Annotated in this window: 25 protein-coding genes; 13 read left to right on the top strand and 12 right to left on the bottom strand. The window is 73.7% G+C overall.

Features of this window, described 5'->3' with window-relative positions; genetic code table 11:
* Positions 1-16: 16 nt before the first annotated feature.
* From ACIBBA_RS29100 to ACIBBA_RS29090, 3 genes are read right to left on the bottom strand one after another with little or no spacing between them, the layout of a single operon-like run.
* Complete coding sequence (locus tag ACIBBA_RS29100; protein WP_396701407.1) at positions 17-478, bottom strand: SRPBCC family protein; 462 nt, start codon at positions 476-478, stop codon at positions 17-19.
* A gap of 50 nt (positions 479-528) precedes the next feature.
* Positions 529-945 carry a DUF2795 domain-containing protein gene (locus tag ACIBBA_RS29095; protein WP_350873041.1) on the bottom strand — a complete coding sequence of 139 codons (417 nt, stop codon included), beginning with the start codon at positions 943-945 and terminating at the stop codon, positions 529-531.
* A 45-nt stretch (positions 946-990) separates the two neighbouring features.
* A complete protein-coding gene (locus tag ACIBBA_RS29090; protein WP_396701405.1) occupies positions 991-1,971 on the bottom strand; it encodes a YihY/virulence factor BrkB family protein in 981 nt (326 codons plus the stop codon).
* A gap of 190 nt (positions 1,972-2,161) precedes the next feature.
* On the opposite strand from ACIBBA_RS29090, the gene ACIBBA_RS29085 reads away from it, so the two are divergent.
* On the top strand, positions 2,162-2,563 hold the full coding sequence (locus ACIBBA_RS29085) for a ChaB family protein (RefSeq protein ID WP_350873039.1): 402 nt from the start codon (positions 2,162-2,164) through the stop codon (positions 2,561-2,563).
* Between the two features lie 63 nt (positions 2,564-2,626).
* On the opposite strand, the gene ACIBBA_RS29080 is transcribed toward ACIBBA_RS29085, so the two are convergent.
* Complete coding sequence (locus tag ACIBBA_RS29080) at positions 2,627-4,060, bottom strand: aldehyde dehydrogenase family protein (RefSeq protein WP_396701402.1); 1,434 nt, start codon at positions 4,058-4,060, stop codon at positions 2,627-2,629.
* 72 nt (positions 4,061-4,132) lie between these two features.
* Here ACIBBA_RS29080 and ACIBBA_RS29075 point away from each other — a divergent pair, with 72 nt between their 5' ends.
* Positions 4,133-5,737 carry a phytoene desaturase family protein gene (locus ACIBBA_RS29075; RefSeq protein ID WP_396701400.1) on the top strand — a complete coding sequence of 535 codons (1,605 nt, stop codon included), beginning with the start codon at positions 4,133-4,135 and terminating at the stop codon, positions 5,735-5,737.
* Between the two features lie 329 nt (positions 5,738-6,066).
* On the opposite strand, the gene ACIBBA_RS29070 is transcribed toward ACIBBA_RS29075, so the two are convergent.
* The 3 genes from ACIBBA_RS29070 to ACIBBA_RS29060 all read right to left on the bottom strand — a co-directional run bounded on the left by ACIBBA_RS29070 (position 6,067) and on the right by ACIBBA_RS29060 (position 8,414).
* Entirely contained in the window at positions 6,067-6,834 is a 768-nt protein-coding gene (locus ACIBBA_RS29070) for a polyprenol monophosphomannose synthase (protein WP_350873036.1), read from the bottom strand.
* 135 nt (positions 6,835-6,969) lie between these two features.
* Positions 6,970-7,971, bottom strand: coding sequence for an SDR family oxidoreductase (locus tag ACIBBA_RS29065; RefSeq protein WP_396701398.1), 1,002 nt, complete (start codon positions 7,969-7,971; stop codon positions 6,970-6,972).
* A complete protein-coding gene (locus tag ACIBBA_RS29060) occupies positions 7,968-8,414 on the bottom strand; it encodes an SRPBCC family protein (RefSeq protein WP_396701396.1) in 447 nt (148 codons plus the stop codon). Before ACIBBA_RS29060 ends, ACIBBA_RS29065 begins: the two co-directional genes overlap by 4 nt.
* A gap of 268 nt (positions 8,415-8,682) precedes the next feature.
* On the opposite strand from ACIBBA_RS29060, the gene ACIBBA_RS29055 reads away from it, so the two are divergent.
* From ACIBBA_RS29055 to ACIBBA_RS29020, 8 genes are read left to right on the top strand one after another with little or no spacing between them, the layout of a single operon-like run.
* Positions 8,683-10,308 carry an HAD-IIIA family hydrolase gene (locus ACIBBA_RS29055; protein WP_396701394.1) on the top strand — a complete coding sequence of 542 codons (1,626 nt, stop codon included), beginning with the start codon at positions 8,683-8,685 and terminating at the stop codon, positions 10,306-10,308.
* Entirely contained in the window at positions 10,305-11,282 is a 978-nt protein-coding gene (locus ACIBBA_RS29050; RefSeq protein WP_396701392.1) for a glycosyltransferase, read from the top strand. The genes ACIBBA_RS29055 and ACIBBA_RS29050 overlap by 4 nt, the downstream gene beginning before the upstream one ends.
* On the top strand, positions 11,267-12,484 hold the full coding sequence (locus ACIBBA_RS29045; protein ID WP_396701390.1) for a glycosyltransferase: 1,218 nt from the start codon (positions 11,267-11,269) through the stop codon (positions 12,482-12,484). Before ACIBBA_RS29050 ends, ACIBBA_RS29045 begins: the two co-directional genes overlap by 16 nt.
* Positions 12,481-13,179: an SIS domain-containing protein gene (locus ACIBBA_RS29040; protein WP_396701492.1), complete on the top strand. Its 699-nt coding sequence runs from the start codon at positions 12,481-12,483 to the stop codon at positions 13,177-13,179. Before ACIBBA_RS29045 ends, ACIBBA_RS29040 begins: the two co-directional genes overlap by 4 nt.
* Positions 13,180-13,189: 10 nt before the next feature.
* Positions 13,190-14,725 (top strand): PfkB family carbohydrate kinase, encoded by a 1,536-nt coding sequence (locus ACIBBA_RS29035; RefSeq protein WP_396701388.1) that lies wholly within the window; start codon positions 13,190-13,192, stop codon positions 14,723-14,725.
* Complete coding sequence (locus ACIBBA_RS29030) at positions 14,722-15,423, top strand: SDR family oxidoreductase (RefSeq protein WP_396701387.1); 702 nt, start codon at positions 14,722-14,724, stop codon at positions 15,421-15,423. Before ACIBBA_RS29035 ends, ACIBBA_RS29030 begins: the two co-directional genes overlap by 4 nt.
* A complete protein-coding gene (locus tag ACIBBA_RS29025) occupies positions 15,420-16,373 on the top strand; it encodes a glycosyltransferase family 9 protein (RefSeq protein ID WP_396701385.1) in 954 nt (317 codons plus the stop codon). Before ACIBBA_RS29030 ends, ACIBBA_RS29025 begins: the two co-directional genes overlap by 4 nt.
* A complete protein-coding gene (locus ACIBBA_RS29020; protein ID WP_396701383.1) occupies positions 16,357-17,340 on the top strand; it encodes a DNA topoisomerase IB in 984 nt (327 codons plus the stop codon). The genes ACIBBA_RS29025 and ACIBBA_RS29020 overlap by 17 nt, the downstream gene beginning before the upstream one ends.
* A gap of 70 nt (positions 17,341-17,410) precedes the next feature.
* On the opposite strand, the gene ACIBBA_RS29015 is transcribed toward ACIBBA_RS29020, so the two are convergent.
* Positions 17,411-18,175: a TetR/AcrR family transcriptional regulator gene (locus ACIBBA_RS29015; protein ID WP_396701381.1), complete on the bottom strand. Its 765-nt coding sequence runs from the start codon at positions 18,173-18,175 to the stop codon at positions 17,411-17,413.
* Between the two features lie 82 nt (positions 18,176-18,257).
* Here ACIBBA_RS29015 and ACIBBA_RS29010 point away from each other — a divergent pair, with 82 nt between their 5' ends.
* Positions 18,258-19,817, top strand: a complete 1,560-nt coding sequence (locus ACIBBA_RS29010; RefSeq protein ID WP_396701379.1) for an MFS transporter — start codon at positions 18,258-18,260, stop codon at positions 19,815-19,817.
* Between the two features lie 103 nt (positions 19,818-19,920).
* On the opposite strand, the gene ACIBBA_RS29005 is transcribed toward ACIBBA_RS29010, so the two are convergent.
* The 3 genes from ACIBBA_RS29005 to ACIBBA_RS28995 form a co-directional block, all read right to left on the bottom strand.
* Entirely contained in the window at positions 19,921-20,424 is a 504-nt protein-coding gene (locus tag ACIBBA_RS29005; RefSeq protein ID WP_350873025.1) for a hypothetical protein, read from the bottom strand.
* Positions 20,425-20,500: 76 nt separating this feature from the next.
* Entirely contained in the window at positions 20,501-22,132 is a 1,632-nt protein-coding gene (locus ACIBBA_RS29000; RefSeq protein WP_396701377.1) for a RecQ family ATP-dependent DNA helicase, read from the bottom strand.
* A gap of 239 nt (positions 22,133-22,371) precedes the next feature.
* Positions 22,372-22,905: a hypothetical protein gene (locus ACIBBA_RS28995; RefSeq protein WP_396701375.1), complete on the bottom strand. Its 534-nt coding sequence runs from the start codon at positions 22,903-22,905 to the stop codon at positions 22,372-22,374.
* Between the two features lie 79 nt (positions 22,906-22,984).
* Here ACIBBA_RS28995 and ACIBBA_RS28990 point away from each other — a divergent pair, with 79 nt between their 5' ends.
* Complete coding sequence (locus ACIBBA_RS28990; RefSeq protein ID WP_396701373.1) at positions 22,985-23,476, top strand: hypothetical protein; 492 nt, start codon at positions 22,985-22,987, stop codon at positions 23,474-23,476.
* Between the two features lie 64 nt (positions 23,477-23,540).
* Positions 23,541-24,377, top strand: coding sequence for a hypothetical protein (locus ACIBBA_RS28985; protein ID WP_396701371.1), 837 nt, complete (start codon positions 23,541-23,543; stop codon positions 24,375-24,377).
* 89 nt (positions 24,378-24,466) lie between these two features.
* Here ACIBBA_RS28985 and ACIBBA_RS28980 read toward each other — a convergent pair whose 3' ends face one another.
* Positions 24,467-25,417 (bottom strand): TIGR03557 family F420-dependent LLM class oxidoreductase, encoded by a 951-nt coding sequence (locus tag ACIBBA_RS28980; RefSeq protein ID WP_396701369.1) that lies wholly within the window; start codon positions 25,415-25,417, stop codon positions 24,467-24,469.
* Between the last annotated feature and the right edge of the window lie 9 nt (positions 25,418-25,426).

The following is a 25,426-nucleotide window of genomic DNA, read 5'->3' as shown; positions in this document are numbered from 1 at the left end:
TTCCCGGGGGATGGGGTCACGGCTGCGGGCGGTCGACCTGCCCGCGCCAGGCGCCCGTCTCCTGACGGCGGCGCTCGATGAACTGCTTGAACCGCTCCAGGTCGCCCTTGGCGCGCCGATCCACGATACCGAGCTTGTCACCGGCCTTCTCGACCACGCCGTGCGGCTCGAACTCGAGCTGCAGGGTGACCCGGGTGTTCGCCTCGTCCAGCCGGTGGAAGGTCACCACGCCGGCCTGCTGGGTGCCGCCGGTGGAGCGCCAGGCGACGCGCTCGTCGGGAAGCTGTTCGGTGATCTCGGCGTCGAACTCGCGCTTCACCCCGGCGATCTCGACGGTCCAGTGGGTCATCGTGTCCGACAGCTGCCGGACCTCCTGCACCCCCTCCATGAAGTGGGGGAACTCCTCGAACTGGGTCCACTGGTCGTACGCGGTCCGTACCGGGACGGAGACGTCCACATGTTCGGTCACGCCACTCATCAGCATCCTCCTCAGTTCGCCGGGGGCCGGCCGGGTCGGGTCCCGGCCGGTCACCAGCGAGTCGTCTCGTTCTTGTTGCCGAGCGCGGCCCAGACCTCGGAGATCGTCTGGTACCGGGTCCCCTCCGGCAGGCGCTCCAGGTCGGCGATGATGTCGTCCGGCGCTTCGTTGTTCCGCGCGTTGGCGATCAGCGCCTCACGGTCGCCGGGCAGGGCGGTCATCGTGATGAACCGTCCGAACCGGCTGCGCCGCTCGACGTCCTGCGAGCTCATTCCCTTGGGTGCGCCGCTGCGCAGCTCACCCGCGGGCGCCGTGGTCGCCTCCGGCTGGTCCTCGCCCGCCGGCTCCGGCACGCGCGACTCGTCGACTCGCGAGCCACCGGTTCCCGGCCCCTGGACGAGGCCGGCCACCTCCTGGCTCATCTGCTCGTCGATCCTCGGTCCGTGCTTGCTGTTGCCACGCTCCATGCCTTCTGCGCTACCCGGCGAGACCGGCGCTAAACCGGCAAGCGGTCACGAACCGGCCGGTGCCCGGGGCGGCAGCACGGGCTCCTCGGGCGCTGACTCGCCGGCCTGCAACCGCCGTCCCCGCTGCAGCTCGGCGTTGATCTGCACGCCCAGCATCAGCGCCGAGTTGGACAGGTAGAGCCAGACCAGGAACGCGATGACCGCACCGAGGCTGCCGTAGGTGGCGTCGTACGAGCCGAAGTTGGCCACGTAGAGGCCGAAGCCGAAGGAGGCCACCGCCCAGGCGACCAGCGCGACCGCTCCGCCCGGAGTCAGCCAGCGGAACCGGGGCTGACGCACGTTCGGCGCGATCCAGAACAGCAGTGACAGCAGCACCATCATGATCAGGGCGAGCACCGGCCACTTGGCCACGCCCCACACCGTGCGGGCCAGGCCACCGGCGTTGACCAGGTCGCCCACCGCGTCGGCGACCGGCCCGCTCACGATCAGCCCGACGGCGACCACGGCGAGCAGCACCAGCGTGACCGCAGCAAGCCCGATCTGCATCGGGCGCAGCTTCCAGACCGGCCGCCCCTCGGTCACCCCGTAGATCGCGTTGGAGGCGCGGGTGAACGCGCCGATGAACCCGGACGCGGACCAGAGCGCGCCGAGCAGACCGAAGCTCAGCAGCACCTTCGCCGAACTCTCCTGGTCGACCACGTCGCGGACCACGCCGACGAACCCCTCGTTCGCCACCACCGAGCCGGCGCCCATCTGCCGCGCCAGGTCCAGCACCGTGTCCACCGTGCGCTCGCCCTCGGAGACCAGCCCGACCAGCGAGACCACCACGACGGCGGACGGGAAGAGCGCGAGCACCCCGTAGTAGGTGAGCGCGGCGGCCCAGTCGGCACAGTTGTCCGAGAAGAAGTTCCGCACGCTGCGGACCAGCACCCCGCGCCAGGTCCGCCAGCTCAGTTGCCGGATCCGCCGAGGCAGGCGCAGTCCCCGCTGGTCACCGAGCGTCGCGCCGGGGTCCGTCGTCGTCATCTGCCGCTCCCTGTGCCCCCGACCGCCGGATGGTCCGGTCCGTCTGGCTGAGCCTGGCCCGGCCGGTACCCAGGGCGGAAACCCCGCAAACGGGCCGGGCCCGGGCGGGCGTGCCGGCGGTTTGCCGGGCCCGGTCGGGGGAACGGTCAGATGAGGATCGTGAGCACCCATCGACGCGGAGGAGGACGAGATGCCCGGGCGCGAGGTACTGCCCAGCACGCTGCGGCGCTCCCCGGACAAGGCGCAGCGCACCTGGGAGAAGACACACGACTCGGCGGTGGAGACGTACGGCGAGGGCGAGCGGTCGCACCGCGCCGCCTTCGCCGCCGTGAAGCACGAGTTCGAGAAGGTCGGCGACCACTGGGAGCCGAAGGGGCGCAAGGGCCCCAGCGACCGGCAGGCGGCCGGCGGTGGCCCGGCGCGTCGCGCGCCCACCGCGGGCGGCGTGGACGCCAACGCCACCAAGGACCATCTGATGGAGGTGGCCCGCAAGCTGGACGTGCCGGGCCGGTCCCGGATGAACAAGCCGGAACTGGTCAAGGCGATCGAGAAGGCCAACAACCGGCAGACCGCCAAGGCGCGGGGCCGCTGACGCCCAATCAGAAGTGCCGTGCGGGGTGGCTGTCCGGATACGGGCGGCCACCCCTCGTTTGGGTCACCAGTGCCCGCCGCCCGGCGCCTCGATGTGCACGGCCTTGGTGGCGGTGAACTCGTCGAGCAGTTCCGGGCCGTACCCGAAGCCCTGGCCGCTGCCGCGCCGTGGGTGTGCGGCGCCGCCGGGCGCGCCGCCGAAGACCGCGTTGACCTTCACGGTGCCCACCGGCAGCTCTTTCCAGGCCCGCTGCGCGTGACTCATCGAGCCGGTCAGCACCGTGGCGCCCAACCCGTACGGCGAGTCGGCCGCGCACCGCAGCGCCTCGCTGAACGAGTCGACGACCACCACCGGGGCGACCGGGCCGAACGTCTCCTCGCGCACCAGCGGCATGTCGTGGCGGCAGTCGGTGACCACGGTCGCCGGGTAGAACGCGCCCGGCCCGTCCGGCAGCGTGCCGCCGGTGCGGATCCGCGCCCCCTGTGCCACCGCCGCCGTCACCTGGCCGTGCACCCGGTCGCGGTGCTGCCGGTCGACCAGCGGGCCCAGCTCGGTCGCCGGGTCGCGGCCCGACCCCATCCGCAGCGCCTTGGCCCGGTCGACCAGCGCGGCCACGAAGTCCTCGGCGACGTCTCGGTGGGCGTAGATCCGCTCCACCGCGACGCAGATCTGGCCGGCGTTGGCGAACGCGCCCAGCGCTGCCTCCCCGGCCGCCCAGACCGGGTCCACCTCGGCGTCGACGATCAGCGGGTCGCTGCCGCCGTTCTCCAGCAACACCTTCGCGCCGGTGCGCGCGGCGGCAGCGGCGATCGCCCGGCCGGTCTCGGTGGAGCCCACGTGCGCCACCAGGTCCACCTCCTGGCCGGCCAGCGTGGCACCGGTCTCCGCCCCGCCGGTGAGCAGGGAGAGCACCCCGGGCGGCAGCGCCTGGTCCAGCGCCCGGGCCAGCAGCCAGCCGGTGGCCGGGGTGCGTTCGCTCGGCTTGTAGAGCACCACGTTGCCGGTGACCAGGGCCGCGCCGAGCAGCCCGCAGGAGACCGCCACCGGGTCGTTCCACGGGGTGATCGCGGCGACGACGCCGCGGGGCTGCGGCGCCATGAAGTCGATGGCGTGGTGACCGCCGTGCAGGGTCCGCCCGCCGCGCATCGGCGCCAGTTCGGCGTACTGTCGCAGGGTGCCGATGCCCGCCTCGACGCCACCGCGGGCGTCCGCCAACGGTTTGCCCATCTCCGCGGTGACCGCCGCGGTCAGCTCCTCGGTCATCGCCTCGACCGCGTCCGCGGCGCGGTGCAGGGCCGCCGCCCGTTCCGCCGGCGCTGTGCCCGCCCACTCCGCCGCGACCTCACGGGCCGCCTCCACCGCCTTGCCGACCACGTCGGCCGTCGCCACCGGCGCCGAGCTGACCGGGGAGCCGTCGGTCGGGTCGTGCACGACCAGCTCGCCCTGCTCGCCGCCCGCTCCCCAGACCCCACCGATGAGCTGCGCAACCGTGTACATGCGGCGCTGGATGCCCCGGTCTTGCCGAGACAAACGCGTTTCGCCTGGTTGCGCCCGGGGTAGGCGGGTCGGATGATTCCCACCGGGGCGGAGAGCGCCGACGCCGTCGTCGTCGGGGCCGGGCACAACGGTCTGGTGGCGGCCAACATGCTGGCCGACGCGGGCTGGGACGTGGTGGTGCTGGAGGCGACCGGGACGCCCGGCGGCGCGGTGCGTTCGGCCGAGGTGACCGCCCCGGGCTACCTGAGCGACCTGTACAGCTCGTTCTACCCGCTCGGCTACGCCTCCCCGGTGCTGCGACGCCTCGACCTGGGCCGTTACGGGCTGACCTGGCGGCACGCCCCGGACGTGCTGGCCCACCTGATGCCCGACGACCGGGCCGCGGTGATCAACCGGGATCCCGAGGTCACCGCGGCGTCGCTGGAGGCGTTCGCGCCCGGCGACGGTCAGCGTTGGCTGACCGCGTACGGCGACTGGATCAAGGTCGCCGAGCCGATGCTGGAGACGATCACCACCCCGTTCCCGCCGGTGCGCGGTGGGCTGACCCTGCTGCGCCGGCTGCGGATCTCCGGCGCGCTGCGGCTGGCCCGGCGGTTGGTGGTGCCGGTCCGCAAGCTGGGCGAGGAGGTCTTCGACGGCCCCGGCGGTCCCGCGCTGCTGGCCGGCTGCGCCCTGCACACCGACCTCTCCCCGGAGGAGGCCGGCTCCGGGGTGTACGGGTGGCTGCTCGCCATGCTCGGCCAGCAGGTCGGCTGGCCGGTGCCGGACGGCGGCTCGCAGCGGATCACCGACGCCCTGGTGGCCCGGCTGACCGAGCGGGGTGGCCGGATCCTCTACGGCGCCCGGGTGGACCGGGTACTCACCGCCCGGGGCCGGGCGATGGGTGTACGCACCGACGGCGGCGCGCTGTGGCGGGCCCGCCGGGCGGTGCTCGCCGACGTCCCCGCTCCGGCGCTCTACCTCGACCTGGTCGGCGCGGCGGCGCTGCCGCCCCGGTTGGTGGAGGACCTCGCGCACTTCCGCTGGGACGGCTCCACGCTCAAAGTGGACTGGGCACTCTCCGCGCCGGTGCCGTGGCGTAACCGGGCGGTGGCGACCGCCGGCACCGTGCACCTCGGCGCGGACGTGGACGGGTTGACCCTCTATTCGGCAGCGCTGGCCCGCGGGGAGCTGCCGCGGGACCCGTTCATGCTGGTGGGTCAGATGACCGTGGCCGATCCGAGCCACTCCCCGCCGGGCACCGAGTCGCTCTGGTCGTACACCCACCTGCCGTTCCGCCGGGAGTGGCGGGCGGAGGAGATCGCCGAGCACGTCGAGCGGATGGAGCGGGTGCTGGAGGAGGCCGCGCCCGGCTTCCGCAGCCTGATCGTCGGACGGCACGTGGCCGGCCCGGTCGAGTTGGAGCAGGGCGACCCGAGCCTGGTCGGCGGCGCGGTCGGCGGCGGCACCTCGGCCGCGTACCAGCAGCTGTTCCTGCGCCCGATCCCCGGCCTCGGCCGGGCGGACACCCCGGTCGACCGGCTCTTCCTGGCCAGCGCGTCCGCGCACCCCGGCGGTGGGGTGCACGGCGCGCCCGGTGCGAACGCCGCCCGGGCGGCGCTGGCTCGCGACGGCGCCCTGACCGGCGCCCTCTACGCGAGCACGATCGACGCGGCAAACCGCGCGATCTACAGCTGACCGCGGACCGACCGCCGACCGCGACCGCCGAGTCGTGACGGCTACCCGGCGTGAGGCAGGCTCCGCCCGAGGACACCACCTCCGACGCCTTTGCTCTGCTTCAGCCGAGGCAACAGCCACCCTGGGTGACAGCCTGGACGGACGTGCGCGGTCCCACCGTTCGCGACCGGCAGCTCAGCGTGGTGTTGCCCCCGCTGAAGCAGAGCAAAGCGCGGAGCGCGCAGCGCCCTAGGCGGGCGCGCCAGCTACCGAGGGTGATCTGACGCTGAGTGAGCGCGCCGTTGACGGTCCGGTCCGCCCGGCAGTCCGGGCGGTCCCGGCCGATGCGCTCAGCGCTCGATGTTGCGGTGCTTGCTGCGCAGCTTGAACGGCATCAGCGCACTCTCGATCTTCGTGGCGGTGGTCATCTTCGAGTCACCGTCCCGGCGCTCCTCGAAGCGGATCGGCACCTCCAGGATGGTGTGCCCGAGCCGGGTGGCGAGATAGTGCATCTCCACCTGGAAGCTGTAGCCGTTGGACTGCACCCGCTCCAGGCCGATGTCCCGCAGCGCGTCCGCCCGCCAGATCTTGAAGCCGGCGGTGAGGTCGCGGATCCGCACCCGCAGCAGGGTGTGCACGTAGAGGTTCGCCCAGCCGCTGAGCGCGCGCCGGTACAGCGGCCAGTTCTCGTCCAGCTCGCCGCCGGGCACGTACCGTGAGCCGATCACCACGCCCGCCTGCGTCGACAGCAGCGCGCCCAGCATGCCCGGCAGCGCCGCCGGCGGGTGCGAGAGGTCGGCGTCCATCTGCGCCACGTACTCGGCGCCGCCGTCGAGGGCGCGGCTGATTCCGTCCACGTACGCCCGGCCGAGGCCCTCCTTGCCCGGGCGGTGCACCACCTCCACCCGGTCCGGGTGCTCGATGGCCAGCTTGTCCGCCACCTCGCCGGTGCCGTCCGGCGAGTTGTCGTCGGCGACCAGGATCTTCAGGCCCGGCAGCGGCAGGGCGAGGAGCCGCTCGACCAGCACCGGGAGGTTCCCCGCCTCGTTGTAGGTGGGGACCACGACGGTCAGGCGTGCGTCCCGCCAGGGGGCGGGCAACTGCACGGGTTCGATCATGACGGACATCCTCGGTTTGCGGACAGGGATTCACTGAGAGGGTATCCAGTTGCCGCTTCGTCGTCGTAAAGGCTCCCCATCCGGTGGTTGTGCGAATGCCGACGAGCGCTCCCGCGAGGGCTTCAAGGAGCGGAATCAGCGGCGGTGACGAGCCACGCCGGCGAGGGCGAGAGCCGTGGCGGCCAGGGCGAGTCCGGAGAGCGCCGGCTTGTGGGTGCCCACCCAGAGCGCCGCCGACCTGGTACGCGCCTGGTCGCCGAAGACGCCGTCCGCGCCCCGGTCCTGGCGGTCGTCGACGGGCCGGTCGAGGTTGTCCCGCCAGGTGGCCGGGTCGATCGGGGTGTCGGTCTGCTGGCTGTCGTACCCGTCCCGGGCGAGCTTGCGGTCGAGCAGGCCGGGCAGCAGCATGTCGCCGAGCCGGGCCCGCCAGGTCGGGCCACCCACGTTCAGTTCCCGCGTTCCACGATCGGCGGCCCAGAGGATGGCCCGGGCGGCCACCTCGGGGGCGAAGATCGGTGGCACCGGCTGCGGGTGCCGGGGAAGCCGGGTGCGGACCCAGGAGAACTGCGGTGTGTTCACCGCCGGCAGCTGCACCATCGACAGCCGCACCCCCGGGCAGTCACGCAACAGCTCCGCCCGCAGCGAGTCGTTGAAGCCCTGGATGGCGTGCTTGCTCGCGCAGTACGCCGACTGCAGGGGAATGCCCCGGTAGGCGAGGGCCGAACCGACCTGCACTATCGCGCCCCGGCCGTGCGCCCGCATGTGCCGCAGCGCGGCCAGCGTGCCATGCACGGTGCCCAGGTAGTTGACCTCGGTGACCCGACGGAACTCCGCGGCGGGGATCTCCCACGACGGGGCGAAGACCGAGACCATCGCGTTGTTGACCCAGACGTCGATCCGCCCCCAGTGGTGCACCACGTCGTCGGCGGCCTGCTGCACCGCGCCCGCGTCGGCCACGTCGACCCGGTAGCTGCGCACCTCGGCCGCTCCGCGCTCGCGGCAGTCCCGTTCGGCCGCGGCCAGGCCCGCCTCGCCCCGGGCGATCAGGGCCAGCCGGGCGCCCCGACCGGCGTACGCCCGGGCGACCGCGCGGCCGACCCCCGCGCTCGCCCCGGTGACCGCCACGACCTGGGTCATCGCTGGGTCTTCTGCCGGGTGGCGATGTCCGAGAGCCGGTCGAGCGTCTCCCGGTTGCGCAGGTGCAGCACCAGGTCGTTGAGCTTGTTGCGGACCCAGCGCAGTGGTCCCGCGGCGAAGTCCTCCCCGATCCGCACCCGGGTGGCGTGCTCGCCGACCGGTTCCAGGGTGAACGTCACGATCGCCTCACCGGCCGGCCAGAGCCCGGCGCGCAGCACCAGCCGGTGCGGCGGCTCGGAGTGCAGCACCGTCGAGGCGTCCTGCAACGAGACCGGCCACGGTCCGGCGCGGTGGTGCAACTGGCTGCCGACCCGTGGCCAGTCGTCGTCCACGTCCCGGACGTGCGTGGTGCCGACCACCCAGTCGCTGTACGTCCATCCGTCGGCGAGCACGTCGAAGACCTGCTGCGGGGGAGCTTCGATAACTTTCTCCACAATCGCCACAGCACACCCGTACCCGCCCACCGACCGGGGCTAACGGTGCCGGCGGGTTAGCTTCTCAGGGGCGACGGGTAACGCCAGCGCGGGCGGCCGTGCGTGGGCGCCGGGCGTGCGCGGTGGTCCTGCCGCGTCGAAGATGATGTTTACTCCCCGGGGCGCCGGGAACCCGCCGGCTGTGCGACAGGACCAGGTGAAGCCGGATCAGCGCAGGTCAGCCCGGGTTTTTGCCGGTGCTGGCCGGGCTGGGTCCGGCTCGGTCCTGTTCGACGCGGTGCTGCTCGACCGGGACGGCACGTTGGTGGAGGACGTGCCGTTCAACGGTGACCCGGAGAAGGTGCGGCCGGTGCCGGGGGCGCGGGCGGCCCTGGACCGGTTGCGGGCCGCGGGGCTGCGACTGGGCGTGGTGACGAACCAGTCGGGGCTGGCGCGGGGGTACTTCACCGAGTCGCAGATGCACGCGGTGCACGCCCGGATCGAGCAGCTGCTCGGACCGTTCGACACGTGGCAGGTCTGCCCGCACGACGACAGCGACGGGTGCGGGTGCCGTAAGCCCGCGCCGGGGTTGGTGCACGCGGCGGCGGCGGAGCTGGGCACGGTCGCCACCCGCTGCGTCATGGTGGGGGACATCGGCCGGGACGTGTCCGCGGCGCTGGCGGCGGGCGCGACCGCAGTGCTGGTGCCCACGCCGGTGACCCGACCGCAGGAGGTCGCGGCCGCGCCGTGGCTGGCCGCGGACCTGCCGGGTGCGGTGGCGGAGATCCTGCGCCGGCAGCACGCCGTCATTCCGGCCGCCGGGCCGAGCCGCACCCGGGGAACCGTGCTGGTGGTGCGGGCCGATTCGGCCGGGGACGTGCTGGTCACCGGCCCGGCGATCCGGGCCGTCGCCGCCGGCGCCGACCGGGTCGTCATGCTCTGCGGGCCGCGCGGCCGCGCCGCCGCGGAGCTGCTCCCCGGCGTCGACGCGATCGTCGAGCACCGGCTGCCCTGGATCGATCCCACTCCCGGACCGGTCGATCCGGCCGACATGCACGACCTCACCGGCCGCCTCGCCGCCCTCCGCATCGACGAGGCGGTCATCTTCACCTCGTACCACCAGTCGTCGCTGCCGCTGGCGCTGCTGCTGCGCCTCGCCGGCGTGCCCCGGGTGGCCGCGATCAGCGACGACTACCCGGGCAGCCTCCTCGACCTTCGCCACCGGGTCCCCACCGGCGTACCCGAGCCGGAGCGCGCGCTCTCCCTCGCCGCCGCCGCCGGTTACGGCCTGCCCACCGGCGACGAACCTGGCCTCCGGCTGCGCCCGGAGGTCCACCGGCCCCCGGCCCGGCTCGGGACGCCCGGCTACGTCGTGCTGCACCCCGGCTCGTCGGTGCCCAGCCGGGCCTGCCCGCCCGAGCTGGCCGTGCGGATCGCCCGGTCGCTGGCCGACGCCGGGCACCGGGTGGTGGTCACCGGTACGCCGGACGAGCGGGAGTTGACCGCCGCGGTGGCCGGCTCGGGCGGGCTGGACCTGGGCGGCCGCACCGGGCTCGCCGAACTGGCCGCGGTGATCGCGGGCGCGGGTGCGGTGGTGGTCGGCAACACGGGCCCGGCCCACCTGGCCGCCGCGTTCGGTGTGCCGGTGGTGAGCCTCTTCGCACCGACCGTCCCGTTCGGACAGTGGGGCCCCTACCGGGTGCCCACCGTCCGGCTCGGCGACGCCACCGCCGGCTGCCGGGACACCCGGGCCGCCGCCTGCCCGGTCCCCGGGCACCCCTGCCTGGCCGGGATCGACCCGGCCGACGTGGTCGAGGCGCTGCGGCTGCTCGGCGTACCGGCCGATCCGGTTCGGACGGTGAGCGCCGGCGTGGGCCCGGCCGGCGCGACGGTGGTGTCCGCCAGCGGCGGGAGCGGCCGATGAACCTCCTGCTCTGGCACGTGCACGGCTCGTGGACCACCGCGTTCGTGCACGGCCGGCATCGGTATCTGGTCCCGGTCACTCCCGACCGTGGGCCCTACGGCCTCGGCCGCGCCCGCACCTATTCGTGGCCGGAGACCGCCGTCGAGGTGACCCCGGCCGACCTCGCCGACGTCGACGTCGACCTGGTCATCCTGCAACGCCCCGAGGAGATTGACCTCGCCGAGCAGTGGTTGGGTCGCCGCCCCGGGCGGGACGTGCCCGCCGTCTACGTCGAGCACAACACCCCGAAGGACGGCGACGTCCCGAACAGCCGGCATCCGATGGCGGACCGCGACGACCTGCTCGTCGCTCACGTCACAGGGTTCAACCAGCTCTTCTGGGACACCGGCGGCACCCGCACGACGGTGATCGACCACGGCGTCGTTCCGCCCACGGTGGAGTACACCGGTGAGCTGGACCGGCTCGCCGTGGTGATCAACGAGCCGGTGCGCCGCTGGCGGGTCACCGGCACCGACCTGCTGCCCCGGTTCGCCGAGATCGCCCCGCTGGACGTCTTCGGCATGAAGGTGGCCGGCCTGGCAGCAGAGCTGGGCCTGCCACCCGAGCGCGTGACCAGCTACGACGACGTGCCGCAGGCCCGGATGCACGCCGAGCTGGCCCGGCGGCGGGCGTACCTGCACCTGTGCCGGTGGACGTCGCTCGGGCTGAGCCTGATCGAGGCGATGACGATGGGCATGCCGGTCGTCGCGCTCGCCACCACCGAGGCGGTGATGGCGGTGCCACCGGGCGCCGGCGCACTCGCCACCCGGATCGACACCCTGCTGGACGCCGCCCGCCGGTTCGTGGTTGAACCGGAGTTCGCGCGGCAGGCCGGCGCGACGGCCCGGACCGCCGCCCGCGACCGGTACGGCCTCGACCGTTTCCTCGCCGACTGGGACCGGCTGCTGGAGGAGGAAGTATGCGCATCGCGATGATCTCGGAGCACGCCAGCCCGCTCGCCATCCTCGGCGGCGAGGACGCAGGCGGCCAGAACACGCATGTCGCGGAGCTCTCCGCCGCGCTCGCGGCCGCCGGGCACGACGTACGGGTGTACACCCGGCGCGACGCGGTGGACCTGCCGGTGACGGTCCGCGCGCCGGACGGGTACGACGTCGTGCACGTACCGGCCGGGCCGGCCGAGCCGGTGGCCAAGGACGCGCTGCTGCCGCACATGCGGGACTTCAGCGACTGGCTGGTGGAGCGGTGGCGGGGCGGCGACTGGATGCCCGACGTCATCCACGCGCACTTCTGGATGAGCGGGTTGGCGGCGCTCGCGGCCAGCCGGCAGACCGGGGTGCCGGTGGTGCAGACGTACCACGCGCTCGGCACGGTGAAGCGGCGCTACCAGGGCGTGCAGGACACCAGCCCGGCCCGGCGGGTGGCGTACGAGCGGGAGCTGGGCCAGTCGGTGGACCGGGTCGTCGCCCAGTGCCAGGACGAGGTGGGGGAGCTGGTCCGGATGGGCGTGCCCCGGTCCCGGATGACGGTCATCCCGTCCGGGGTCAACCTCAGCTCCTTCGCGCCGCTCGGGCCGGCGGCCGACCGGGAGCCGGGACGGGCCCGGATCCTGACCGTCGGCCGGCTGGTGGAGCGCAAGGGCTTCCAGACCGTGATCCGGGCGATGGCGCTGGTCCCCGACGCCGAGTGCGTCGTGGTCGGCGGCCCGCCGGCCGGGCTGCTGGAGAGCGACCCGTACGCCCGGCGGCTGCGGGCGCTCGCCGGCACCTGCGGGGTGGCCGACCGGGTGCGCCTGGTCGGCGCGGTGCCGCGCGAGGAGATGGGCCGCTGGTACCGCTCGGCCGACATCCTGGTCGCCGCCCCCTGGTACGAGCCGTTCGGGCTCACCCCGTTGGAGGCGATGGCCTGCGGCGTGCCGGTGGTCGGCACCGCGGTGGGCGGGATCAAGGACACCGTGGTCGAGGGGGTCACCGGCGATCTCGTTCCGGCCCGCGACCCGCGCGCCCTGGGCGCCGCGATCCAGGGTCTGCTCGACGACCGGATCCGCCGCTTCGCGTACGCCACGGCGGCCCAGGAGCGGGCCCGGCTGCGCTACTCCTGGGCGGCGACCGCGGAGCGGCTGGTGGAGATCTACGCCGAGGTGGCCGCGGTGCGTCGGCCGACCCGGGTGGTGGCCTGATGGCGGCGGGCTCGCTGCTCGAGACCCACCTGGCGAACCTGGCCACGGCCCTGCTGCCGTTCCGCGACTACGAGCGGATGCTCACCGGGTGGGGTGAGACGCTGGCCCGGCGGCTGGCCGGTGGTGGTCGGCTGCTGGTGGCGGGCAACGGCGGCAGCGCCGCCGAGGCCCAGCACCTCACCGCCGAACTCGTCGGCAAGCTCCGCGACGACCGGCAACCGCTCTCCGCGATCGCCCTGCACGCGGAGACCTCCGCGATGACCGCCATCGGCAACGACTACGGCTACGACGAGGTCTTCGCCCGTCAGGTCCGCGCCCACGGTCGCGCCGGGGACCTCCTGCTCCTGCTCTCCACCAGCGGGACCAGCGCCAACCTGCTCACCGCGGCCCAGGCCGGCCGCGATGCCGGGCTCAGCTGCTGGGCCTTCACCGGCCCGGCGCCCAACCCGCTCGCCGACGCCTGCCACGAGGCGCTCGCCATCGCCTCGCCCGACAGCCAGGTGGTGCAGGAGCTGCACCTGGTCGCCACCCACCTGCTCTGCGAGTACGTGGACCAGGCCCTACCCGCCGTGCTCGGCGCGTCGGTCGGTGTCACCCCGCCCTCGATCGAGCCGGTCCGCTCCGGCGGCGTGCGTACCGGGGTGGAGGTGGTGCTGGACGGCGGGGCCGGGCAGGGGGTGCAGGCGCGAGGATGAGGGGGGAAGCGTGACGGGACCCGTGGTGGTGGTCGGTGACACCCTGCTCGACCGGGATGTCGAGGGGGTGGTCAACCGACTCTGTCCGGACTCTCCGGTGCCGGTTCTCGACGAGACCGAGTACGTCGACCGGCCGGGCGGCGCCGGCCTGGCCGCGGTCTTCGCGGCCGCCCAGGGTGCCGAGGTGGTGCTGGTGACGGCGCTCGCCGACGACGCCGGGGGCGCCCGGCTGAGCGCGCTGCTCAACGCGGCCGGCGTGCAGGTGTACGCGCTGCCGCTGGCCGGGTCCACGCCGGAGAAGATCCGGCTGCGGGCGCGTGGCCGGGTGCTGCTGCGCCACGACCGGGGCGGCCCGGCCGGCGACCCGGGTGAGCCGAGCGAGGCGGTGCTCCGGGTGATCGCGAACGCCTCCGCCGTGCTGGTGAGCGACTACGGCCGGGGTGTGGCCCGGCATCCGGCGCTGCGCGCGGCGCTCGCCGCGACCCGGGCGCCGGTGGTCTGGGATCCGCACCCGCGGGGGCCGGCGGCGGTGCCCGGTGTGCACCTGGCGACGCCGAACGAGTCCGAGGCCCGCGAGCTGATTCCCGCGTTGCCCGGGGCGACCCGGCTGGCGACCGCCTCCCGGGGCGCGCAGGGGCTGCGCCGGCGGTGGCGGGCCGGCGCGGTAGCGGTCACCCTGGGCGGCGACGGCGCGCTGCTCTGCCACGCGGGGTCGACGCCGCTGGTGGTGCCCGCCCCGAACAGCGCCGAGGGGGACACCTGCGGCGCCGGCGACCGGTTCGCGGCCACCGCGAGCCTGGCCCTGGCCCGGGGCGCGCTCGTCTCCGAGGCGGTGCAGGCGGCGGTAGCCGAGGCGTCCGCGTACGTGGCCGGTGGGGGAGTGGCGACGGCGCTGCCGCCCCCGGTGCGGCCGGTGGTCAACACCGCGGCCGCCGTGGGCGGTGACCGGGTCGGCGTCGCCGCGGTGGCCGGGGTGCTCGCCGAGGTACGCGCCGCCGGCGGCACGGTGGTGGCCACCGGGGGCTGCTTCGACCTGCTGCACGCCGGTCACGTGGCGACGTTGCAGGCCGCCCGGCGGCTCGGGGACTGCCTGATCGTCTGCATGAACTCGGACGCCAGCGTCGCCGGCCTGAAGGGCCCGGAGCGCCCGGTCGTCCCGCAGGGTGACCGCAGCCGGCTGCTGGCGGCGCTGGGCTGTGTGGACGCGGTGATGATCTTCGACGAGCCGACACCACACGCCGCGCTGTCCTGGCTGCGCCCGGACATCTGGGTGAAGGGCGGGGACTACGCGAGCGGCGCGGGCGACGCCCCGGCCCTGCCCGAGGCGGAGATCCTGGGTCGCTGGGGCGGGCACACGGTGGTGGTGCCGTACCTGGACGGGCGTTCCACCACCGACATGATCGCCGCAGCCCGCGCCGGCGGGCAGCCGACCGGGGCGTGCTGCGCCGAGAGCGCGCACCTGGCCGCCTGGTCGGCGACGGCGACGGCGCCGGAGCCGCCCAGTTGGCCCGGCGGGACGTCGGCGACGACGGAGCGGGCCCGGTGACCGGCACCCCGCCCGTGACCGGGCGCAGCGTGCTGGTGACCGGCGGGTCGAGTGGCCTGGGCGCGGCGGTGGTCACCGCGGTGGCCCGCGCCGGCGGCCGGCCGCTGGTCATCGACCGGCAGCCGCCCGGCGACGGGGTGCCGTGGGTCGAGTGCGACCTGGCCGACACCCGGGCCGCCGAGGCGGCCACCCGGCAGCTCGCCGAGCGCTCCGGCGGCCTGGACGCGGTGGTCACCGCGGCCGGGATGGATGTGCCGGGCCGGCTGATCGACGTCCCGGCCGACACCTGGGAGCGGATCGTGACGGTGGACCTGCTCGCCACGGTGGCGGTGGTCCGGGCCGCGCTGCCCTTTCTGGAGAGTTCCCGGGGCAGCATCGTCACGGTCGCCTCGACGCTCGGTGTCAAGGCGGTCAGCGACGCCACCGCGTACTGCGCGGCGAAGTTCGGGGTGGTCGGCTTCACCCGCGCTCTCGCCGCCGAGCTGGCCGGGCAGGTCAATGTCACGCTGCTCATCCCCGGTGGCATGCGGACCGCGTTCTTCGACGAGCGGGACGAGCAGTACCGGCCGGGGCCGGACGCGAGCCTCAACGACCCGGCCGACAGCGCCGCCGCGGTGATGTTCGCGCTCGCCCAGCCGCCCGGCTGCGCGGTCCGCGAGATGGTGGTCTGCGCCGAGCAGGAGACGTCCTACCCGTGATCCTCGTGCTGCGCGCGCTGGGCGTCGGCGACCTGGCCACGGCCGTGCCGGCGCTGCGTGCGCTGCGGACGGCGTATCCGGACCGGCAGTTGGCGCTCGCCACGCCGGCCTGGCTGGCGCCGCTGGTCGAGCTGGTGGGCGGCGTCGACCAGTTGCTCGACACCCCCGGGCTGGGGGCGGCCGGCTGGCCCGCCCCGGCACCGCGGCTCGCGGTGAACCTGCACGGCAGAGGCCCGCAGTCGCACCGGATGCTCGCCGCCGCCGAGCCGGGACGGCTGCTCGCCTTCGCGAATCCGGCGGCCGGTTTCACCGATGGGCCGGCGTGGGACGAGACCGAACACGAGGTGGACCGCTGGTGCCGCCTGCTGGCCTGGTACGGGATTCCGGCCGACCGGGCCGACCTGGCGCTGCGCCGGCCGCCGGCGACCGGCCTGCCGGCCGGGGTCACCGTGCTGCACCCGGGTTCGAAGATCGCCGCGAAACGGTGGCCCGCCGACCGGTTCGCCGCGCTGGCCGACCGGCTGGCCGCCCGGGGGCACCGGGTGGTGCTGACCGGGTCGGCCGACGAGCGCCCGCTGGCGACCCGGGTGGCCGCCGTCGCCGGGTTGCCCGCCGAGGCCGTGCTGGCCGGGCGCACCGACCTCGGCGAGCTGGCCGGGGTGGTCGCGTACGCCCGGGTGGTGGTCAGCGGGGACACCGGGGTAGCGCACCTGGCGACCGGCTTCGGTACCCCGTCGGTGGTGCTCTTCGGGCCGGTGCCGCCGACCCGCTGGGGCCCGCCGCCGGAGCGTCCCCGGCATCGGGTGCTCTGGGCCGGGGACGGTGATTGGCCCAGCTGGGACGGGGTAGGTAGCCACCCGACATTGGCGGCGCTCGGGGTCGACGAGGTCTCCGCCGCGGTGGACGAGGTGGAACGGGTGGTGCGGGTCTCCGGTGCGGTTGCGGCGTAGTGATCCGGGCGGGCCGGGGTACCGGCGCCGCCGGCGTGGGAGTGGCTGGCTCTTCCTGGGTCCGGAGGGCGACCCGGTCCGCGACCCGGACGAGTTGACCCGGCTGCGCGGCCTGGTCATCCCGCCGGCCTGGCGGGACGTGTGGATCTCGCCGTATCCGAACGGGCACATCCAGGCCACCGGGATCGACGCGGCCGGCCGTAAGCAGTACCTGTACCACCCGGCCTGGCGGCAGAAGCGGGACGAGGCGAAGTTCGACCACGTGCTGGAGGTGGCCCGTCGCCTGCCGACGCTGCGCGAGCAGGTGGAGCAGGATCTCGACGGGCGTGGGCTGAACCGGGACCGGGTGCTCGCCACCGTCGCCCGGCTGCTGGACATGGGGATGTTCCGGGTCGGCAGCGACCAGTACGCCGCCGGCGACGACCCGACGTTCGGGGTGGCCACCCTGCGCCCCGAGCATGCCCGGTCCCGGGCTGGCTGTGTGGTCTTCGAGTTTCCGGCCAAGGGCGGGATCGAGCAGGTGCGCCGGATCGAGGACCCGGAGCTGTGCCGGGTGCTGCTCGACCTGCGCCGGCGTCGCCGGCAGGCGGACCGGCTCTTCGGCTACTGGGACGGCCACGACTGGCGCGACGTGCGGGCCGACGAGGTCAACGAGTACCTGCGCGATGCCAGTGGCGGGGAGATGACCGCCAAGGACTTCCGCACCTGGCACGCCACCGTGCTGGCCGCGATCGAACTGGCCACGGCGGGGCCGGCCCGGTCGGTGACCGCCCGTCGCCGGGCCGTGTCGGGGGTGATGCGGGAGGTGGCGGAGCTGCTCGGCAACACCGCGACCGTGGCCCGTACCTCCTACGTGGACCCGCGGGTGGTCGACCTCTACCACGACGGGGTGGTGGCCGAGGTGGACCCGGCGGCCCCCCGGGAGGAGGCCGAGCGGGTGGTGCTGGAGCTGCTCGAGGACGCCTGAGCGGTCCGGTCCGCTGCCCGCGGCCCGGCCGGCCGGCAGCCTCACTCCGCGGCCGGCCCGGCCCGCGGCCTCAGCCCGCGGCGCGGCTCGTCACCAGCGCCTCGATGCCGTCCAGCAACCGGTCGAGACCGAAGACGAACTCGTCGTCGGGGTCGTCGTCCCGTTCCAGCACGCCGGCGGCGATCACCGCGTGCAGCGCCGGGAATCGGCCCGGGTCGGCCACCCGGGCGACCAGTCGCGAGTACTCCGCCATGGTCTCGTCCATCCGCCGGCCCGACGCGGCGCTCGCCTCCTGCACCTGCGCCATGAGCAGCGCCTCGTTGCGTACGTAGCCGGTGAGCAGCAGCATCACCGACATCTTCTCGGCGCCGGTCAGCCCGGTGCCGTCGAGACAGCGCAGCCCGTCCTCCAGCCAGCCGAGTGTGTGCGGGGTGAGCGGTGGGCCGCTGATCGGGACCCGGACCACCCACGGATGCCGTTGCAGCGCCGCGCGTTCGGCCCAGGACCATCGGGCCAGCCCGGCCCGCCAGTCGGGCCCGGTGCCGCCCGGGCCGGGCGGCTCGCCGTACGCGGCGTCCACCATCAGGGTGAGCAGCTCCTCCTTGGCGCCGACGTACCGGTAGAGGGCCATGGTCCCGGCGCCCAGCTCCTTGGCGACCCGGCTCATCGAGACGGCACCGAGCCCTTCGGCGTCGGCCACGGCGACGGCGGCGGCCACGATCCCGGCCAGCGTCAGCCCCGGTCGCGGCCCCTTGGGCGCGCGCTCGCGCAGCCCCCAGGCGGCCTCGATGACCGGCGGCAGCGGCGGGTCGGTCTCGTCAATCGTCGGCTCCACGATTCCTCCTTGCCGACACATCCTAGTTCTGCGTATGGTCTACGCAATTAAGCGTACGCCATACGCAGAAGGAGTGCCCCTCATGACTTCGACCCCGCGCGCGGGACGCCGGGAGTGGATCGGGTTCAGCGTGCTGATGCTGCCCCTGCTCCTGGTCTCCATGGACGTCTCGGTGCTCTACTTCGCGGTCCCGTTCATCAGCGCCGAGCTGCGCCCGACCGGCACCGAGCAGCTCTGGATCTTCGACATCTACGGCTTCGTCCTCGCCGGGCTGCTGATCACCATGGGCTCGCTGGGCGACCGGATCGGGCGCCGCCGGCTGCTGCTCTGCGGCGCGCTGGCCTTCGGTGCGGCGTCGCTGCTCGCCGCGTACGCCGACAGCGCCGGCACGCTGATCGCCGCCCGCGCGCTGCTCGGCGTCGGTGGCGCCACCCTGATGCCGGCCACCCTCGCGCTGGTCCGCAACCTGTTCCACGACGAGAAGCAGCGCGGCACCGCCATCGCCATCTGGACCGCCACGCTCACCGGCGGCATCGCCCTCGGGCCCGTGCTCAGCGGAATCCTGCTCGAACACTTCTGGTGGGGCTCGATCTTCCTGATCAACCTGCCGGCGATGCTGATGCTGCTCCTGCTCGCCCCGGCGCTGGTGCCGGAGTTCCGGGATCCGGCCGCCGGCCGGTTCGACGTGCTCAGCTCGGTGCTCTCGCTCGGCGCGCTGCTGCCGATCATCTACGGCGTCAAGGAGTCCGCTCGCGCCGGCTGGGCGGCCGGCCCGGCGCTGGCCATCGTCGCCGGGCTGCTGGTCGGCGTGGTCTTCCTGCGCCGGCAGCGCCGGCTCACGCATCCGATGGTCGACCTCGCGCTGGTCCGCCGCCGGGCGGTCGGCGGGGCGCTCGCGGTCAACCTGGTCGCCATGTTCGCCATGGTCGGCTTCGCCATCTTCACCACCCAGCACCTGCAGTCGGTGCTCGGCTTCAGCCCGCTGCGCGCGGCACTGTGGAGCCTGCTGCCGTCCCTCGTGGTCGGTGGGGTCGCGCCGGTCGCCGCGGCGCTGGCCCGGCGGATCGACCGGGCGTACCTGATCGGGGCGGGCTTCGTCATCGCGGCCGGCGGCTTCGTGCTGCTGACCCGGGTGCCGGTCGACGACGGCCTGGTCACCCTGCTGCTCGGCGCCAGCGTCTACGCCGCGGGCCTGGTGATGGTGATGTCGCTGGTCACCGAGCTGGTGCTCGGCGCGGCGCCGCCGGAGCGGGCCGGGGTCGCCTCGGCGCTGACCGAGTCGGGCAGCGAGCTGGGCGGCGCGTTGGGCATGGCGGTGCTGGGCAGCGTCGGCAACGCCGTCTACCGGCGGGAGGTGGTCGACGGGCTGCCGGGTGGCCTGCCGGCCGACGCGGTGGGCGCGGCCAAGGAGACCCTGGGCGGGGCGCTCGCGGTCGCCGGGAACCTGCCCGCCGACGCGGCTGCCGTGGTGCGGCACGCGGCAACGGCCGCGTTCACCGACGGTCTGCACCTGGCCGCCGCCGTCGCCGGCGCGCTGATGCTGCTCGCCGCCGCCCTGACCGTGGCGACGCTACGGGGAGTAACCGTCCGCACCGAAGCCCCGACCCCCACCCCCGAACCGACCCCAGCCCCCACGCGCTGACCGCACGCCGCGGTCGATCATGCAGTTGTGGTGCCTCGCGAAAGGGGCGAAGGCGAAGACATCGCCCACCACAACTGCATGATCGACCGCGATGGGGCGGGGGTCAGTCGTTGAGGACGTGGGAGAGGCGGTCGCGGAACCGGCGCTCGGAGTCGCTGACCACGTCGCCGCCGAGGCCGAGGATGCCGCCGGTGGAGGCCGCGCCGACCACCTGCTCGGCGATCTCCACCAGCCAGTGCTTGTACGCACCCGCCTCGCCCTCGTCGACCCGGGCGGCCAGCAGCGCGGCGGCCTCGCCGGCCCGGCCGAGCACGTCGTCGATCATCGCCTTCGGGTCGGCGGGGGAGATGGCCGGCAGCTCCTCGCCCGCCTCCGGGTCGCCCACCCGGGTCACGATCTCGCCGGCCACCGCGGCGACCAGCGGGCTCGCCGACTCTCGGCCCGCGGCGATGGTCTCCAGGCCGGCCGCGTTCTCGGCCATGGTGCGCCGGGCGCCGTCGGACTCGGCCGCGCTCGCCGCGGTCAGCACCGACTGCGGTAGGCCGACCAGCAGCCCCCACTCCCCGTCGGAGAAACCGAACCCCGTGTACGCCGGCTGTTCGATCACGGCAACGCCCCTTCCAGCTGTCTGTTGCGGTACGTCCCTCGGCGCGCGCCGGCAGCGGCGCGGCGCCCGGCTCAGGCTAGTCCAGCGTCAGCAGGCCCTGTTCGGACACCACGCGCACGGACAGCGTCTTGTACCCCACCTCGTCGAAGAGAACCGTCATCCGGTCCTCCTCGTAGTTGAGCACCAGCCCGGCGCCCCACTCGGGGTGGCGCACCTGGCTGTGCACCGGGAACGGCCCGACCGCGCCGTTGCCGGCGGTGCTGGTGCCGGCGTGGCAGTTGTCGCAGTGCCCGCAGACCTCGGTCATCTGCTCGCCGAAGTACGCCAGCAGGGCCTGCATCCGGCAGCCCGTGGTCTCGGCGAAGGCGCGCATCATGTCGGTCCGGGACCGGGTCACGCTCTGCTGCCGCTCCGCCTCGGCGAGCGCCGCCGCCGCGGCGTCCACCGGAGCGGGGGAGTAGCGGGGGGCGCCGATGCGTCCCTTCGAGCGGGGCTCGGCGGCGCCGACGTGCTCCAGCAGCGACAGGTACTGGCCGAGCTTGCGCGGGCCGAGCCCGGTCAGCTCGCGCAGCTCCTTCTTGTTGCCCGGCTTTTTGCGCAGCAGCGCGGCCAGGTCGCGCAGCTCGCCCGCGTCGGGCAGTCCGCCGGTGAAGAACCGTTGCAGGCCCACGTCCTCGGCCTGCCAGAGCAGCAGCAGTCGGGCCGGATCGCCGTTGCGGCCGGCGCGGCCGATCTCCTGGAAGTAGCTGTCCGGCGAGTCGGGCAGCGCCATGTGGACCACCCAGGCGATGTTCGGCTTGTCGATGCCCATGCCGAACGCCGAGGTGGCCACCATGATCGGCACCTGGTCGGCGAGGAACGCCTCGTGCAGTTCGCCGCGCGCCCCGGCCGGCATCCCGCCGTGGTAGTACTGGGACGGGTAGCCGGCATCGGTGAGCTTCGCGCCCAGCTCCTCGGCGGCGCGCCGGGTGGGCACGTAGATGATGCCGGGTCGGGTGTCGTCGCGGAGCAGGGCGATGAGCCGCCGCCACCGGTAGTCCTCGGTGGGGCAGTAGGCGACCTCGAGGAAGAGGTTGGGCCGGTCCAGCCCGGAGACCACCACCTCGGGGTCGCGCAGCCGTAGCCGGGCGATGATGTCGTCGCGGACCGGCGGTGAGGCGGTGGCGGTCAGCGCCACCACCGGCGGCCGGCCGATCCCCTCGATCAGATGGCCGAGCGCCAGGTAGTCGGGGCGGAAGTCGTGCCCCCACGCCGAGATGCAGTGCGCCTCGTCGATCGCCACCAGGGCCGGCTTCAGCGATCGGACCTCGGCCATCCGGTCCGGGTTGCTGAGCTGCTCCGGGGTGATGAAGAGGAACTCGGCCCGGCCGGCCCGGATCTCCTCGATCGCCTCGGCCTGCTGGTTCGGGGTCTCGTCGGAGCTGATCCGCACCGCCCGCAGCTCCGGGCGCTGCCGCTCGTTGAGCGCCGCGATCTGGTCCTGCTGGAGGGCGAGCAGCGGCGAGATCACCACGGTCGGACCGGGGATCAGGCTGGCCGGGATCTGGTAGATCGCCGACTTGCCGGCGCCGGTGGGCAGCACCACCAGGGCGTCGCGGCGCTTCATGACCGCGCGCATGGCGGCCAACTGGTTGGGCCGCAGCGCGTTCCAGCCGAAGAGGCTTCGCGCCGCGCGGCGCAACGTCATCGAGTGCGTGGACAGCTTCATCGAGGGCCGGAGGTACCCGAGCTGATCAGCGCCGAAACACGTCCTTCCGCGTTGACAGCAGGGGTGCTCCACACCACTTTCACGGACAAGGAGGAGCTCCTCGCTCCCGCCCGGCACGCGACGACCGTGGCGGCCCTGCCCGATCCGCTCGGCGGGCGGGCTGCGATGGCCCGGCGAGACCGTCGCCGCTCCGCTCCAGCTTGATCTCGATCGTGGTGCCAGGCACGTGGGCCGCGAGTTCAGTAGCCGTAGCGGGCACGCAGATACACGCCGAGATCCTCATCCTCCTCGTTCGCGACCACGTCGGCGGTCACCGGGTTGCCCGCCCTTTGGAACACCAGGTAGGAATCCGCGTCGAAGCGCCATCCGAAGGTGCCCGGCACGGACGAGGCGGGGAACGGGAAGGCGGCGTCCGTCGGAGCCATGACGGCGGGCTGCGCCGGCGCGGCGCCGAATCCGCCCAGGATGCGGTCCAGACACTCCGGCGACGCGGTGAAGTGCAGGTAGAGCTCGCCCATCGGCCCGGTCATGTCCTCGACGTTGGCGTAGCGGAGACCGTCGACGTCGCACGGGAGGCTCAGCTGATAGTGCGGCAGGATGTCGTCCTCGAAGTCACCCCGCGTCACCCCGAAGATTCCGTCCGGGTGCCGGTAGGGCCGAGGCCCCCAGAAGTGGGCCGGGGGATAGAGCCACACCGCCAGCCCGACGGCCGCCACTGCGGCCGCACCCCACCGCCACAGTCGAGCCCGGTGCCACCAAGGAATCCCCGTCATGTCGAGCGACCCTATTCCCGAGGCGCAAACCTCGCGGCCTCACCAGAACTGTCGCCCGAACCTGTGTCAAACTCCGGCAATGCTCCGATCCGTAGAGATCAACACGGTCGTCGTCCTGCCGGAGTCGCCCTTCCACAACGTCCATTGGTGCGACTCACTGGAACTGAGTCTGGACTGCTTCATCTGCCAGCGCAGCGGCCGCACCACCGTCTTCGTCACGGGGGCGGAACGGGCCGTCTGCTCCGGCGACGACCAGACCGAAGAGCACTACACCGCCGGGCGAATCGCCGCGTTCGACCATACGCAGGAAGACCGCCGAACCAGCCTTCGAGCCGTGGTCGATTACTGGTGGGCGCCCTTCCACGATGCGAAGCGGGATGAGCCTGCCACCGCTCTCACCCGGAGACCGTGGGTCCGGCACCACCTCGGCTATTACTGCCCGGAGCAGAACAAGTCGGGCCAGCTCGACCTCCAGACGAACGTGATTCGACCGGTCTCGAGTTCCTGTGAACACTGCTCCGCGCCCCTCATCCAGAGCCAGGAGGCGCCGCACATTCGGCTGTTGACCTAGCTCCCCAGAATCAGGCGGGCTGGTGATCTAGCGGTGGCAACCAACGCCGTGGAGGGTGGGAACTGTGGGCGCCGATGCCGAGATCTTCCTGTTCGACTACGAGCGCTACCGCGACAAGGTGGTGCCGGCGCTGACCGAGCTGCTGCGTACCGGCACGGTTGTGCCGTGGCTCGGCGACGTGTTCGAGTCCGCGACACCGATCGGTGAGTACGGCTACGACGTGACCTGGCCGCGGTTGGCCGCGCAGCTGCATGAGCGGCCCGTGGATCTCGCCCGACACCGCACCTGGCTGGGTTCCGACCTGCGCTACGTCGGCGAGCAACGGCCCCAGCGCTCCCTCGGGCACCAACTCAGCTGCCCGCCTGCCGGGTGCCCGGAGGGCGAGTGGTGTCGGTTACATCTGGACGGCGAGCCGCATGCCGTCGAGGAGTTGAACGCACTCCACGAGGCGCTCGTGGCGCTGCACTGCCTCGGGCCCGCGCAGTTCCTCGGCCGCTCCGTCACTCCGGACTTCTACCTGCCGGTGCTCGACAGTCAGGGGGTTGCGGCCGAAGACCCGCTGCGGAGCCTGCTCACCGCGCTGGCAACCCGCGGTGCGGCGCTGGGTTACCAGTTCGGTGTGACGGAGGGCACCCACGGATGGCTGGACCTCCCCGAGACCGCCGAGCTGGCCGTACGCCTCGACCGTCTGGACCTGCCCCGCTACGAGCCGACTCTCGCCGCGATGAGCGACCATGCGAAGCGCGGTGGGTTCACGGCCGGCGAATGGCGCGAGACGAGCCTGTCATTCGTACGCACCATGGCGACGATCGCCGCCGGCGAGGGTCGCGCGGTGCTGTGGGGCAACGACGTGTCACCCCGTACCTGGCGCGAGACCCTCGGCGCGGTCACGTCACCGTAGGCCGAGCCGCCTGGCGATTCCACGCTGGCGATCACGTCCAGGCGTCAGTCCCGTGTGGTCGTGCAGGGTGCCGCCGTCGCGGTGCCGGGTCACCGGAAGCGGGGCAGGATCTCCCGCTGGTAGAGGTCGAACAGGCCCTGGTGGTTGGGCCCGGTGTTGGCCACGTAGATCTCGTCGAAGCCGGCCTTGGCGTACTGGTCGATCATCTCCAGGTGGGCGTCGACGCTGTTGCCGCAGACGAAGGTCTCCTTCATCATCTCGGGCTTGACCAGCTGCGCCGCCTGCTCGAAGTGGCGCGGTGAGGGGAGCACCTGGGACAGCTCACCGGGCACCCCCGAGTTCGGCCACCGCTCGTACGCGATCCGCATCCCCTCCTCCTCGCTGTCGGCGTACGCCGCCTTGAAGCCGGCCTGGCACGGCTTGTCGCCGCCCCCGCCGTCGCGGAAGCGCTGGACCAGCTCGGCGTCCGGGATGGTGCTGACGTAGCCGTCGCCGAGTCGGGCGGCGAAGTCGACGGCCTTCGGGCCGAAGCCGGAGACGTAGATCGGCGGCGGGGTGTCCGGCAGGGTGTAGATCCGGGCCTGCTCGACCGTGTAGTGCTTGCCGTGGTGGTTGACGAAGCCGCCGGCCCACAGCTCACGCAGCACGCCGATCGCCTCCTCCAGCATTTCCAGCCGGACGTCGGTCTGCGGCCAGGCGTCGCCGAAGATGTGCTCGTTGAGCGCCTCGCCGGTGCCGACGCCGAGGACGAACCGACCGGAGTGCAGCACCGCGCTGGTGGCCGCCGCCTGGGCGATGACCGCCGGGTGGATCCGGACGGTCGGGCAGGTGACCGCGGTCGTCACCGGGAGCCGGCAGACCTGGCTGAGCGCGCCGATCATCGACCAGACGAACGGGCTCTGCCCCTGGGCGTCGACCCAGGGGTGGTAGTGGTCGGAGATCCACAGTGCCTGAAAGCCGGCCCGTTCGGCGCCGCGGGCCTGCTCCAGCAGCTCGGCCGGCCCGTACTCCTCACTGGACAGGAAGTAACCGATCTTCATCGTGCCCCC

The organism is Micromonospora sp. NPDC051006 (genome assembly GCF_044456245.1).
GTDB lineage: Bacteria > Actinomycetota > Actinomycetes > Mycobacteriales > Micromonosporaceae > Micromonospora.
This window is presented reverse-complemented; position numbering and strand designations above follow the sequence as displayed.

Coding starts and splice junctions, on each gene's coding strand:
- ACIBBA_RS29100 (WP_396701407.1), bottom strand. CDS start 478: ATGAGTGGCGTGACCGAACATGTGGACGTCTCCGTCCCGGTACGGACC.
- ACIBBA_RS29095 (WP_350873041.1), bottom strand. CDS start 945: ATGGAGCGTGGCAACAGCAAGCACGGACCGAGGATCGACGAGCAGATG.
- ACIBBA_RS29090 (WP_396701405.1), bottom strand. CDS start 1,971: ATGACGACGACGGACCCCGGCGCGACGCTCGGTGACCAGCGGGGACTG.
- ACIBBA_RS29085 (WP_350873039.1), top strand. CDS start 2,162: ATGCCCGGGCGCGAGGTACTGCCCAGCACGCTGCGGCGCTCCCCGGAC.
- ACIBBA_RS29080 (WP_396701402.1), bottom strand. CDS start 4,060: ATGTACACGGTTGCGCAGCTCATCGGTGGGGTCTGGGGAGCGGGCGGC.
- ACIBBA_RS29075 (WP_396701400.1), top strand. CDS start 4,133: ATGATTCCCACCGGGGCGGAGAGCGCCGACGCCGTCGTCGTCGGGGCC.
- ACIBBA_RS29070 (WP_350873036.1), bottom strand. CDS start 6,834: ATGATCGAACCCGTGCAGTTGCCCGCCCCCTGGCGGGACGCACGCCTG.
- ACIBBA_RS29065 (WP_396701398.1), bottom strand. CDS start 7,971: ATGACCCAGGTCGTGGCGGTCACCGGGGCGAGCGCGGGGGTCGGCCGC.
- ACIBBA_RS29050 (WP_396701392.1), top strand. CDS start 10,305: ATGAACCTCCTGCTCTGGCACGTGCACGGCTCGTGGACCACCGCGTTC.
- ACIBBA_RS29045 (WP_396701390.1), top strand. CDS start 11,267: ATGCGCATCGCGATGATCTCGGAGCACGCCAGCCCGCTCGCCATCCTC.
- ACIBBA_RS29010 (WP_396701379.1), top strand. CDS start 18,258: ATGACTTCGACCCCGCGCGCGGGACGCCGGGAGTGGATCGGGTTCAGC.
- ACIBBA_RS29000 (WP_396701377.1), bottom strand. CDS start 22,132: ATGAAGCTGTCCACGCACTCGATGACGTTGCGCCGCGCGGCGCGAAGC.
- ACIBBA_RS28995 (WP_396701375.1), bottom strand. CDS start 22,905: ATGACGGGGATTCCTTGGTGGCACCGGGCTCGACTGTGGCGGTGGGGT.
- ACIBBA_RS28990 (WP_396701373.1), top strand. CDS start 22,985: ATGCTCCGATCCGTAGAGATCAACACGGTCGTCGTCCTGCCGGAGTCG.
- ACIBBA_RS28980 (WP_396701369.1), bottom strand. CDS start 25,417: ATGAAGATCGGTTACTTCCTGTCCAGTGAGGAGTACGGGCCGGCCGAG.